The organism is Saccharothrix sp. CB00851 (assembly GCF_001905065.1).
Classification (GTDB): Bacteria; Actinomycetota; Actinomycetes; order Mycobacteriales; family Pseudonocardiaceae; genus Actinosynnema.
Genome location: NZ_LWLC01000012.1, coordinates 273,463 through 285,295, shown reverse-complemented (window position 1 = coordinate 285,295; position 11,833 = coordinate 273,463). Strand labels below are relative to the sequence as shown.

Sequence of the window (11,833 nt, the reverse complement as noted above, 5' to 3'; positions counted from 1 at the left end):
GACCCCCTCGGTAGAATCGAACACGAGTTCGATCGCGCGCGAGGGGAGCTTGTCGTGGAGCCGATCAGCGTCACCGCCCTGTCCTTCACCGAGTACGTCATGAGCGGCCAGCGTGGCCGGATCAGCATCGTGTCCGAGCAGCGGCGCATCTACCTGTCGTCCGAGCAGTGGGTGGCGGGCTTCTACAACCCGATGCGGGACGCGATGCGGCGGGCGGCGAACTCGCCCGACCCGGCCGCGGAGCTGGAGAAGGCGGTGGAGGCGGCGCACCGGCAGCCCCGGGCCGGTCAGCCGCGTGCGTTCGAGGAGCTGCGGGAGGGTTTCCTGCCGTGGCTGCTGGCGACGAGGGCGACCGGCGTGCCGACGGCGGCGGCCCGGTGGCAGGCCGGTGACCTGGCGTTGCGCGTTCGGCCGCACCTGGGGCTGCGGATGCCGGACGGGTCGCGGGCGGCGGTGCTGGTGTACGTGAAGGAGACACCGATGACGCAGGAGGCGGCCAACGTCGGGCTGCGGATCCTCCAGCAGACGGTCTCCGACACGTTGCCGGGCGCGGTGCCGCTGGTGCTGGACGCGCGGCGCGGGCGGGCGTTCCGGATGTCCCGGCGGACGAACCTGGCGAAGCTGGACGCGCTGATCGCGGCCGAGGCGGCCGGGTACGTGGTGCACTGGCGGATGAGCGCCTGACCATCACGCCGTCGTGAAACCGGCCGGGTCGTGGGCGAAGTCGCCGCCCACGACGGTGGCCGCGATCCCGATGTCGCCGATCTCGGAGACGTCGCAGGTCAGCGGGTCGGCTTCGAGGACGGCGAAGTCGGCCAGCTTGCCCGGCGTGATCGTGCCCAGCGCGTGTTCGCGGCGGCACGCGTAGGCCGCGCCGATCGTGTAGGCGGCGATGGCCTCGCGCACCGCGACGGCCTCGTCCGGGCCGATGGGGTGTCCTTCCTTCGACCGCCGTTCCACCATGAACTGGATGCCGCGCAACGGTTTGCCGTCGGCCACCGGGCGGTCCGAGCTGCCCGCCACCACGATGCCGCGGTCGAGGAAGGACTTGCCCCGGTACATCCACGGCGCCCGTTCGGCGCCCATGATCCTGGCGTAGTCGTCGCCGTACGCCCAGAGGAAGGACGGTTGGATCACCGGGATCACGTTCAGCTCGGCGATCCGGTCCAGCTGCTCGGGCCGCACGAGCCCGCAGTGCTCGATCCGGTGCCTGGCGTCCTGGCGCGGCACGGCGCGCTGCGCTTCGGCCACCGCGTCCAGGGCGAAGTCGACGGCGCGGTCACCGATGGCGTGGACGGCCAGTTGCCAGCCGGCGGCGTGCCCGTCGACGATCGCGGCACGCATCAGGTCCGGGTCGTCCTGCAGTTGACCGGCCGTGTCCATGCCCTCGTACGGCCAGGTCAACGCCGCCGTGCGGGCCATCATGCCGCCGTCGGTCCACAGCTTGAGCGGGCCGATCGACAGGCGGTCGTCGCCGAGGCCGGTGCGCAGGCCGAGCGGCACGGCGCGGCGGATGCCGTCGGTCGCGTGCGCGGCAACGGGTTCCAGCCGGTCCGCGGACACCATGAGCTGGATCCGGATGGGCAGGGAAGCCCGTTGGTACGCCTCGACCTCCAACGGGCTGCTGCCGATCAGCCCGCCTCCGACACCGGCTTCGGCGGCCAGCACGACGCCTTCACGCAGGCACTGGTGCGCGCCCGACTCGACGTCCGCCGCGATGTCGTCCAACGCGTACGGCAGCCGGAGCGCGCGCACGGCCGTCTGCGCGGCTTCGGCCAGGAAGCCGGTCGGCATGCCGGTCGCGTCACGCTGGGCGTCCCGCAACGCCGCCGCGGGCAGCTCGGCGAGCACGTCACCGCTGACCACGCACGCGTGCCCGGACAGGTCCTGCACGTAGGTCCGCGGCCCGATCAGGTCCAGGTCGCGCGAGGTCAACGGGCGATCCAGGGCGCGGTGGTCGTAGCCGGCCGCCTCGACCCAGCCCGACGAACGCGGTGCGTCGCGCAGGACGTCCAGGACCTGGGCGACGGTGGCGCAGGACGACACGTCCGGGGTCCGCGCCGCGCGTCCGGTCCACGCGAGGTGGTTGTGGGCGTCCACGAAACCCGGCAGCACGGTCGCGCCACCGAGGTCGACCACCCGGCGCGCGGGCAGGTCGGCGACGTCGTCGTCCAGACCGACGATCCGCCCGGCCCAGACACCGATCACGGACGCCACCGGCCGGGCCGGGTCCATGGTCACCACCCGCCCGCCCACCACCTTGAGATCGAGGATCACCCGCAAAGGCTAGCCCAAGGTACTTAGGTTAGGGTTGGATAACTTAGGCGAGCCTATCCAAGGAGGAGCTCCCATGCGGGTCGTCATGTTCGGCTACCAGACCTGGGGTCACCGCACGCTCCAGGCACTGCTGGACTCCGAGCACGAGGTGGTGCTGGTCGTCACGCACCCCAAGAGCGACCACGCCTACGAGCGCATCTGGAGCGACTCGGTCGCGGACCTGGCCGCCGAGCACGGCGTCGAGACGATCACCCGCAACCGCCCGGACGACGACGAGCTGTTCCAGCGCCTCAAGGAGGTCGAGCCGGACGTCATCGTCGCCACGAACTGGCGCACCTGGATCCCGCCGCACATCTTCACCCTCCCCAAGCACGGCACGCTGAACGTGCACGACTCGCTGCTGCCCGCCTACGCGGGCTTCTCGCCGCTGATCTGGGCCCTGATCAACGACGAGAAGGAAGTCGGCGTCACCGCGCACATGATGGACGAGACGCTGGACGCCGGTGACATCGTGCTCCAGCGCGCCGTCCCGGTCGGACCGCGCGACACCACGGCGGACCTGTTCCACAAGACCCTGGAGCTGTTCGGGCCGATCACCGTGGACGGCTTGGCCGAGATCGCCAAGGGCCGCACGGACTTCACCAAGCAGGACCGGTCGAAGGCCAGCTTCTTCCACAAGCGCGCGGAAGAGGACCTGCGCATCGACTGGACGTGGGAGGCCGACGAGCTGGACCGGCTGGTCCGCGCCCAGTGCCCGCCGTACCCGAGCGCGTTCGCGTTCCACAAGGGCAAGCGGCTGGAGATCCTGGAGGCCGAGGTGTCCCAGGAGCGTTACGGCGGCACGCCCGGTCGGATCTTCTACCGCGAGGGTGACGGTGTCGCGATCGTCGCGGGCGCGCAAGCACGGCGTGGGCGCAACCACGCGTTGCTGGTCAAGCGGGTGCGCACGGAGGACGGCACGGAGCTGGGTGCCACGGAGTACTTCACGCACATGGGCGGTTACCTCACGAGCCGACCCTGAGCGAGGCCTGTCGGACCACGAACAGGAAAGCCCACGTGAGGACGACGAGGACGGCGTGGGCGATGAGTGCCCCGGCGGAGTTCTCCACCAGGATCCACCCCACCCACGTGTAGGTGACCAGGGCGCCGGCCGCCACCGCGAACCGGTGGGCGGCGCCCCACGCCGTGCTCCGGCCCCACCACGCCAGGGCGGTGGCGGCCACGATCGTCAGCGCGACCTTCAGGCCGAAACCGGTCCAGTCCTCCGGTACCGCGACGAAAACCGACGAGACGACGAACGTGCCCACGCCCACGAACCCCGGGCGGGGCACACGTCGTTCCACAGCGGCACGCGGCCGGATCAGGAACGCCACCGCGATCAGGGCCAGGACGACGACTGCGGCGCCGATGCGTTGCACGGGCGTGGCCATGAATCCTTCTTCTTTGAGCAGGATCAGGAAGACGAGGGCGGAACCGGCCAGGAAGACCAGCGAGAAGACGATCAGGCCGGTGCGACCGAGCCACGGGGTGGTGCGGCGCCGCCACGCCAGTGATTCGACCAGGGCGATCGGCACGCCGATGCTCCAGACGGCGTGGCCGACGATGAACGCGTAGCCGTTCAACGCGCTGATCCCGAGCGCGGGCACCGGTGTCACGGCCTGGAACTCGTACTCCTCGAACGACGGGTTGAACAGCGACTGGTCCAACAGGCCGGCTTCCAGCACGCCGTACGCCAGGCCGAGCACGAGCATGGTCGGCCAGCCGCGGCCGGTGCGCCGGGCGACTTCGCGGATCAGCAGCGCTCCCCCGCCGTACATCGGTGCGAGGACGATGAGCGCGGCGATCTCGGACAACGGGATGTTGCCGAGCACGAACTCGCCCACCAGTGGCGCGAGCAGGAACAGGACCAACGCGGCGCGGAGGTTGCGGGACATGGAGCGCAACGGTAGGAGCGCCGAAGGCCTTGGACATCAGGCGTGAGAACGGTGTCCGGTCTCCATCTTCAGATGGAGCGAGGTCGGACCAGCCCCACTTCGTAGGCCAGCACAACGGCTTGGACGCGGTCGCGGAGGCCCAGTTTGCGCAGCACGGCGGACACGTGCGTCTTGACCGTGGCCTCGGTGAGCACGAGGTGCTCGGCGATCTCGGCGTTCGACAGGGCCAGCGCGACCAGCCGCAGCACCTCGATCTCACGCCCGGTCAACGCGTCCAGCGCACGGGGCGAGGGCGCGGGGAGGGTGTCGACGAAGCGGTCGAGGAGGCGGCGGGTGACCGACGGTGCCAGGAGGGCGTCGCCGCGGGCGATGACGCGGACGGCTTCCACGAGTTCGGACGGACGCACGTCCTTGAGCAGGAACCCGCTCGCACCCGCGCGCAGCGCCGCGTACACCGAGTCGTCCACGTCGTAGGTGGTGAGGACCAGCACCCGGGCCGGGCTGCCGGACGTGACGATGCGGCGGGTCGCCTCCAGGCCGTCCACGCCGGGCATCCGCACGTCCATGAGCACGACGTCCGGGTCCAGGGACGCGGTGAGGGCGACCGCTTCCGCGCCGTCGGCCGCCTCACCGACCACGTCCAGGTCGTCGCGTGATTCCAGGATCATCCGGAAACCACCGCGCACCAACGCCTGGTCATCCGCGATGAGCACGCGGATCACGCGGTCACCGCCAGCGGCAGGCGGGCGCGCACGCGGAAACCGCCCTCGGGCAACGGGCCCGCGTCGACCGTGCCGCCGAGCAGCGCCGCACGTTCGCGCATCCCAGTGATGCCGCGTCCGAATCCCGCCACGCCACCCCGGCCGTCGTCGCGGACTTCGAGTTCCAACACGCCGGAATCGTTGCGCACCACCACATCGGCACGGCTGGCGTGCGCGTGCCGGAGGGTGTTCGTGAGCGCCTCCTGCACGATCCGGTAGGCCGACAGGTCGACACCGGCGGGCAGCGGCACGGGGTCGCGGCGCACGTCGACGTGCAACCCCGCGGCCCGCAGCGGTTCCACGAGATCGGCCAGTCGGTCCAGTCCCGGACGTTCCTCCGGCCGCACGGCGCCGAGCAGCTTGCGCAACTCCTCGAGCGTCGCCCGACCCGTCGCGTCGATCGAGCGCAACGCTTCCCGTGCCCGGTCGGGCCGTTGGTCGAACACGTCGTCCGCCGCCGCGGCCTGCACCACGATCACCGAGACGCCGTGCGCGATGACGTCGTGCAGTTCCCGTGCGATCCGGGCCTGTTCCTCACCGACCGCGCGTTGCGCCGCCTGCGCCAACGCGACCCGCCGATTGCGCACCGCTTCACCCACCGCGCACACCACCACCGCGACCGCCATCACGAACTGCGTGTCCTCGGCGGTCGTGGTGCGGAAGTTCAGCGAGATCACGCCGAGCAACAACACCAAGGCGGGCAAGGAGAACAACGGCGAGCGGGCGGCGGCCAGCGAGCCGATGGCGACCAGCGCGGCGAGCGGGAACACCGTCAGCGGCGCGACGAGTTGCACGACCAGGCCGCCGACCAGTGCGATGGCCATGACCAGCACGGGATTGCGGCGGCGCCACCACAGCGCGGCACCGGACGCCAGCGCCACGAGTGCGGCGGGTGCCGCGATCGCGGCCGTGAAGGCGGACGTCGCGACGACCATGAACGCGACGAGCACCCCCACCAAGGCCGGCACTAACACGTCGAACGACTGTCGAATGCGGCGCACGGTTCGGGATTATTCCGGACGATTTCGGCCCCGGTGTTCCGGTCGGGGCGATCATCGCTGATCATGGGGTGCATGAGCGGCAAGCGGTCGGCGGCAGTGATCAGCGGTGTCCTGGTGATCTTCATGATCATCGCCGGCTGCGGCACCGACCTGTTGCCGCCCGACACCTCGTCAACCGCCGACGTCCCACCGGGCCCGGCCGCGCCCGGCGACGACCCGGCCGCGCAACTGGCCGCGTTGCCGGTGGCGCCCGAGGGCAAGATGGCCGGCTACAGCCGCGACCGCTTCCCGCACTGGAGCGGCCAGGGCGACGGGTGCGACACGCGGGACGTCGTGCTGCAACGACAGGGCGCGGACGTGCGGACCGGTGCCGGTTGCAAGATCACGTCGGGGACGTGGACGAGCGCCTACGACGGCAAGGTCGCGACCGATCCCGGTGAGCTGGACATCGACCACGTCGTGGCGCTGGCCGAGGCGTGGCGTTCGGGCGCGGACAAGTGGACCGACGAGCAGCGGGAGAAGTTCGCCAACGACCTCGGCGGGTTGCAGTTGATCGCCGTGACGGCGAGCAGCAACCGGGCCAAGGGCGACCAGGACGCGGCGAAGTGGAAGCCACCGGTGGAGACCTACTGGTGCACCTATGCGCGGGCTGTGGTTTCGGTGAAGACGCTGTACGCGTTGACGGTGGACGAGGCGGAGCGCGACGCGCTGGCCGTGATGCTGAAGACCTGCTAGGCCGACAAGCTCAGGGGCGCAGGGATTCGAGCTGGTCGACGATGTCGGTGTGCGCCTCCGCTCGGCGGACCCAGGCGGCGAAGCCCGAGGTGGCGGAGGGGATTTCGCCCAGTGGGGAGATCGGATCCGTCACGCCGTACTCCAGGCGGTAGGCGACCAGGGCGACGGCGGCTTCGACCCAGCGTGACGGGTCGGGGCTGGTGATCTCGCCCAGGCCCACGCGGAACCACAGGGGCAGGCGGGTGTCGGCGGCCAGGGCGCGGTCCAGACGGTGGCGGGCGATGTCCAGGATTTCCTCGCGTGCCTTGTCGCCTGCCATCACCGCCTCCGCGCGCCACGGCTCCTCGGCGGCCAACTGGTCGGCAGCCAATCGTTGGGCGGCGGCCATCGCGCCCGCCTGCTGGGCGTTGACCCGCCACTCCAGGTTCTGCACCTCGTGCTGCAACGCGTCGCGCTCGAAGCGCGGCATCCGGCCCGCCGACAGCTTGGCCAGGCCCGCGTCCATCTGCTCCTTCAACGACTCGTACTCGGCGACCTCGGCCCGCAGCTCGGCGCGGACGGAGTCGGCCAGCAGGTCCTGCTCGGCGTCCCAAGCGGCGCGCAGGGCGTGCACGGTCTCGGTGATGCCCTCGGTCGAGTCGAGGTCCTCGTCCGGGCCGGACCCGGCGCCGGACAACCGCCGTTCCAGCACGAGCAGGCGGGCGCTCACCCGACCGAGCTCGGCCGTCAGCGCCTGGGTGGTGGCGACGAGATCAGCGACGGTCGGCTCGACCTCGTCGAGCCGTTCCTTCTCAGTGGGCACGCGATCCAGCCAACCGCACGGGAAGGTCCAGTCCAGGGACGAAACCGGAAGACCACGCGTACGGGCCGACACAAACCCCCGGCCTGGTTAACGGTCGATCACGCACGGTGACATGCCTGAACGGCGATCAAACGGTGTATGTCTTGTACATGTCGAGGTCGGTGCACGAGACGGAACGCAAGTACGAGGCCTCCGGTGGCACCGCGCTGCCGAACCTGGCCGACCTGCCCGGCGTGGCCGCCGTGGCGGGCCCGGAGGAGCAACGACTGGAAGCGGTGTACTACGACACTGCTGACCTGAGGCTGGCACGGGCCGGTTTGACGTTGCGCCGCCGCACGGGCGGTGACGACGCGGGCTGGCACCTGAAGCTGCCCGCGGGCGTGGACACGCGGGAAGAGGTGCGGCTCCCACCGGGCCGCGCGGCCAAGCACCCGCCGAAGCAGCTCGGCTCGCTGGTCCAGGTGCACGCCCGCGGCCACGAGCTGGCGCCGGTGGCGCGCATCCAGACGACGCGGCAGCGGTGGCAGCTCGTGGACGACAAGGGCCGCCTGCTCACCGAAGTGGTCGAGGACCTGGTGTCCGGGCAGGCCCTCGCGGACGACTCGCCGGTCGACTCGTGGCGCGAGATCGAGGTGGAGCTGGGCGAACGCGGTGACGTCGCACTGCTGGACCGGGTCGAGGCACGGCTGGCGGACGCGGGCATCACCCGGTCCACGTCGTCGGCGAAGCTGACCCGCCTGCTGGCCGACCGGATGGCCGCCACCGCGCCACCGAAGCCGAAGGCGGCGGCCAAGTCGGCCAGGTCCGCCGGCGAGGTCGTGCTGGCCTACCTGCGCGAGCAGGCCGACGCGTTGAAGCACCAGGACCCGCGGGTGCGCCGGGGCGAGGACGACGCCGTGCACCAGATGCGGGTGGCGACACGGCGGATGCGCAGCGCGCTCCAAGCCTTCGGCACGATCGTGGAGCGCGACGCCACGCGTGAGCTGACCGAAGAGCTGAAGTGGCTCGCGGGCGTGCTCGGCGAAGCCCGTGACCTGGAGGTGCTGCGGACCCGGTTCGAGGACGCCGTCGGCGCGCTCGATCAGGAGCTGGTGCTCGGCCCGGTGCGGGCGCAGCTCACCCGGCACTTCGGGCCGTTGGAGGCCGCCGCGCACGAGGCGGCCGTGGCGGCGTTGGACAGCGACCGGTACTTCGCCCTGCTGGACGCGGTCGACGCGTTGATCGCCGACCCGCCGTTCACGGCGGTGGCGGGTCAGAAGGCCACCAAGGTGCTGCCCGCTCTGGTCGACAAGACCTACCGCAGGCTGGCGAAGCGGGCCGAAGGCGCGCACGACGACGTCGAGCTGCACGAGGCGCGCAAGGCGGCGAAGCGGCTGCGCTACGCGGTGGAGGTGTCCGAGCCGCGGTTCGGCAAGCGGGCCGCGAAGTACCGCAAGAAGGTCAAGGCGGTGCAGGAGTTGCTCGGCGAGCACCAGGACGGCGTGGTGGCGCGGCCGGTGCTGCGCGAGCTGGGCGCGAAGGCGCAGCTCGACAACGAGAACGGCTTCACGTTCGGCCTGCTGCACGGTCTGGAGGCGGCTGCGGCGCGGCGCGTGGAGGACCGGTTCCCCGCCGTGTGGCGTGCTCTCGGCAAGCCGAAGCTGCGGTAATTGGTCTGGACCTTGACACCTCCTGATGCGGCTGAAACGGTGGCGTGAGCCGCCGCTCGGTGATCCACGCTGGCCAGGAGGACGTCAGTGCTTCTTACAGAAGGCGCCGGACGGCGCGGGTTCGGTCGAGTGCTCGTCGCGCTGCTGTTCGTCGGCGCGGTGGGCGCGGCGGTCCCCGCCCAAGCAGCTCCGGAGACGCCGTTGCAGCACATCGTGCCCGCTCCCGTCACAGTCACACCGCGACCGGGCGTGACGTTCACGCTCGGCCCGGACACCAGGATCCACACCCAGCCCGGCTCGGCCGAGGCGCGGCAGGTCGGCGAGTTCCTGGCGGGCGTGCTGCGCCCGTCCACGGGCTACCGCCTGCCGGTCGTGCCCGGTGCGTCCGGGCGGCACATCTCGCTGCTGCTCGTCGGCGCGGACCCCCGCGTCGGTGCGGAGGGCTACCAGCTCGACGTGACCAAGCGGGGCGTGCTGATCCGGGCGCGGACCGCGGCGGGCCTGTTCGCGGGCGTGCAGACGTTCCGCCAGATCCTGCCCGCGAAGGTGGAGGCGAAGACCAAGCAGCGCGGTCCGTGGACGGCGCCCGGCGGCCGGGTGCTGGACTACCCGCGCTACGCCCACCGCGGCGCGATGCTCGACGTGGCCCGGCACTTCTTCTCGCCCGACGAGGTCAAGCGGTACATCGACCAGATCGCGCTCTACAAGGTCAACCGGCTGCACCTGCACCTGACCGACGACCAGGGCTGGCGACTGGAGATCAAGAGCTGGCCCAACCTCACCGCGCACGGCGGCAGCACGGAGGTCGGCGGCGGTCCGGGCGGCTTCTACACGCAGGAGCAGTACAAGGACCTGGTCGCCTACGCCGCCGCACGGCACATCACGGTGATCCCGGAGATCGACATGCCGGGCCACACCAACGCCGCGCTGTCGTCGTACCCGGAGCTGAACTGCGACGGCGTCGCCCCGCCGCTCTACACCGGCATCGAGGTCGGCTTCAGCTCCCTGTGCATCAACAAGGACATCACGTACAAGTTCGTGGACGACGTGCTGCGCGAGGTGGCCGCGTTGACACCGGGCGAGTACATCCACATCGGCGGCGACGAGGCGCACGCCACCACCGACCCGGACTTCGACCTGTTCATGGACAAGGTGCTGCCGCTGGTCGCCAAGCACGGCAAGACCGCGACCGGCTGGCACGAGTTCGTGAAGTCCGGTCCGCCCGCCTCGGCGGTGCCGCAGTTCTGGGGCACGAAGACGGTCGCGCCGGACATGGTCGCGGCCGCCGCGCGGGGCAGCGAGATCGTGCTGTCGCCCGCGACCAAGGCCTACCTGGACATGAAGTACGACGCGAACACCAAGCTCGGGTTGAGCTGGGCCGGGTACACCGACGTGCAGGACGCCTACGACTGGAACCCCGGCGCGTACCTGGAGGGCCTGCCCGCCGAGGCGGTGCGCGGTGTCGAGGCGCCGCTGTGGAGCGAGACCATCACCAACACGGCGGACCTGGAGTACCTGGCGTTCCCGCGGCTGCCCGCGATCGCCGAGCTGGGCTGGTCGCCGTGGTCGACGCACGACTGGGAGAAGTTCAAGGTCCGGCTGGCGGCGCAGGCCGACCGGTGGGACGTGCTGGGCGTGAACTACTACGCCTCGCCGCAGGTGCCCTGGTAAACCGGGTTCAGCCCTGCTCGACCAGGACCGTCTTCGTCCGCTGGTACTGGTCGAGCAGGGCGCGGTGGTCCTCGCGGCCATCGCCGGACCGGAAGGTGTTGACCCGCACGCGGCGTGCGGCGACGCGCCGACCGGCCCGGAAGCCCACGCCGGCCTCCCTGGACCACAGGCCGACGCCGGGCGCGGCGCCTCCCAGCTCCTTCACCGCGTCGTCGAAGTGGTCGAACGCGCTCACCCACACCACGGGGCCGACGAGCCTGCGCGGCGAGCCGGGCGCGTTGCTGAGCCCCAGCGGCCGGGTGCTGGCCGCCGAACCGCACGGCCTGCTGGCCACTCGGGTGGACGTGCACGACGGCAGCGTGCGGCTGGCCGACGGCCGGGAAGCGGTCCGGGAGCAGTTGGACGAGGGATATCTGCTGCGGGTGCCACGACAGGGCACTCGAAGACCCGTGCTGTCGCTGCGGTTCCTGGGCGGGGCGAAGGGTTCGCTGGACGGGCGGGCGCTGCCGCTGTCGCTGCGGCACGCGGAGCTGTTGACGGCCTTGGCGCTGCACCCGCGCGGACTGACGGCCGAGCAGCTGGCGCTGCACCTGTACGGCGAGCGCGGCAACCCGACGACCGTGCGGGCCGAGTTGCACAGGCTGCGCGCGCAGTTGGGCGGGGTGCTGCTGACCAGGCCTTATCGGCTGTCGGCGGACGTGCGCGGTGACTTCCTGGCGGTGCGCGACGCCCTGCGAGCCGGTGATGTCGGCACCGCCTCTGCGGCGTACCGGGGTGAGCTGCTCCCCCGCTCCGAGGCGCCGGTGGTGTGCGAGGAGCGGGAGGACTTGGCGGCGGCGTTGCGCCGTGGGCTGCTGGAGCGCGGTGACGTCGAGGCGCTGTGGGCGTTCGGGCTGGTGGCCGAGGACATGACGGTGCTGGAACGCCTGGTCGCACTGCTGCCCCGCACCGACCCTCGCCGTGAAGTGGCGGCCACCCGCCTCCGCCGCGCACTAGCCTGATC

Annotated in this window: 12 protein-coding genes; 6 read left to right on the top strand and 6 right to left on the bottom strand. The window is 71.4% G+C overall.

Annotation, left to right across the window (positions count from 1 at the left end):
- Positions 1-54 precede the first annotated feature (54 nt).
- Positions 55-684 carry a hypothetical protein gene (locus A6A25_RS14025; protein WP_073889343.1) on the top strand — a complete coding sequence of 210 codons (630 nt, stop codon included), beginning with the start codon at positions 55-57 and terminating at the stop codon, positions 682-684.
- A 3-nt stretch (positions 685-687) separates the two neighbouring features.
- Here the strand turns inward: A6A25_RS14025 and A6A25_RS14020 are convergent, their stop codons facing one another.
- Complete coding sequence (locus A6A25_RS14020) at positions 688-2,277, bottom strand: amidohydrolase (RefSeq protein WP_198932694.1); 1,590 nt, start codon at positions 2,275-2,277, stop codon at positions 688-690.
- Between the two features lie 73 nt (positions 2,278-2,350).
- Between A6A25_RS14020 and A6A25_RS14015 the strand changes: the two genes are divergently transcribed.
- Positions 2,351-3,298: a methionyl-tRNA formyltransferase gene (locus A6A25_RS14015; protein ID WP_073889340.1), complete on the top strand. Its 948-nt coding sequence runs from the start codon at positions 2,351-2,353 to the stop codon at positions 3,296-3,298.
- Here the strand turns inward: A6A25_RS14015 and A6A25_RS14010 are convergent.
- From A6A25_RS14010 to A6A25_RS14000, 3 genes are all read right to left on the bottom strand, one after another.
- Positions 3,282-4,211 (bottom strand): hypothetical protein, encoded by a 930-nt coding sequence (locus A6A25_RS14010; protein WP_073889337.1) that lies wholly within the window; start codon positions 4,209-4,211, stop codon positions 3,282-3,284. The genes A6A25_RS14015 and A6A25_RS14010 overlap by 17 nt on opposite strands.
- Positions 4,212-4,279: 68 nt before the next feature.
- Positions 4,280-4,933 (bottom strand): response regulator, encoded by a 654-nt coding sequence (locus tag A6A25_RS14005; RefSeq protein WP_073889334.1) that lies wholly within the window; start codon positions 4,931-4,933, stop codon positions 4,280-4,282.
- Positions 4,930-5,946, bottom strand: a complete 1,017-nt coding sequence (locus A6A25_RS14000; RefSeq protein WP_198932693.1) for a sensor histidine kinase — start codon at positions 5,944-5,946, stop codon at positions 4,930-4,932. The genes A6A25_RS14005 and A6A25_RS14000 overlap by 4 nt, the downstream gene beginning before the upstream one ends.
- Before the next feature lie 99 nt (positions 5,947-6,045).
- Here A6A25_RS14000 and A6A25_RS13995 point away from each other — a divergent pair, with 99 nt between their 5' ends.
- Positions 6,046-6,708, top strand: a complete 663-nt coding sequence (locus A6A25_RS13995; RefSeq protein ID WP_241828665.1) for an HNH endonuclease family protein — start codon at positions 6,046-6,048, stop codon at positions 6,706-6,708.
- Between the two features lie 10 nt (positions 6,709-6,718).
- Here A6A25_RS13995 and A6A25_RS13990 read toward each other — a convergent pair whose 3' ends face one another.
- Entirely contained in the window at positions 6,719-7,510 is a 792-nt protein-coding gene (locus A6A25_RS13990; protein ID WP_073889329.1) for a hypothetical protein, read from the bottom strand.
- Between the two features lie 149 nt (positions 7,511-7,659).
- On the opposite strand from A6A25_RS13990, the gene A6A25_RS13985 reads away from it, so the two are divergent.
- Positions 7,660-9,159 carry a CYTH and CHAD domain-containing protein gene (locus tag A6A25_RS13985; RefSeq protein ID WP_073889327.1) on the top strand — a complete coding sequence of 500 codons (1,500 nt, stop codon included), beginning with the start codon at positions 7,660-7,662 and terminating at the stop codon, positions 9,157-9,159.
- A 129-nt stretch (positions 9,160-9,288) separates the two neighbouring features.
- Positions 9,289-10,830 carry a beta-N-acetylhexosaminidase gene (locus A6A25_RS13980; RefSeq protein ID WP_143193143.1) on the top strand — a complete coding sequence of 514 codons (1,542 nt, stop codon included), beginning with the start codon at positions 9,289-9,291 and terminating at the stop codon, positions 10,828-10,830.
- A 7-nt stretch (positions 10,831-10,837) separates the two neighbouring features.
- On the opposite strand, the gene A6A25_RS44710 is transcribed toward A6A25_RS13980, so the two are convergent.
- Positions 10,838-11,065 carry a hypothetical protein gene (locus A6A25_RS44710; RefSeq protein WP_198932691.1) on the bottom strand — a complete coding sequence of 76 codons (228 nt, stop codon included), beginning with the start codon at positions 11,063-11,065 and terminating at the stop codon, positions 10,838-10,840.
- 43 nt (positions 11,066-11,108) lie between these two features.
- Here A6A25_RS44710 and A6A25_RS13975 point away from each other — a divergent pair, with 43 nt between their 5' ends.
- A complete protein-coding gene (locus tag A6A25_RS13975; protein ID WP_198932690.1) occupies positions 11,109-11,831 on the top strand; it encodes a helix-turn-helix domain-containing protein in 723 nt (240 codons plus the stop codon).
- The last annotated feature ends 2 nt before the right edge of the window (positions 11,832-11,833 follow it).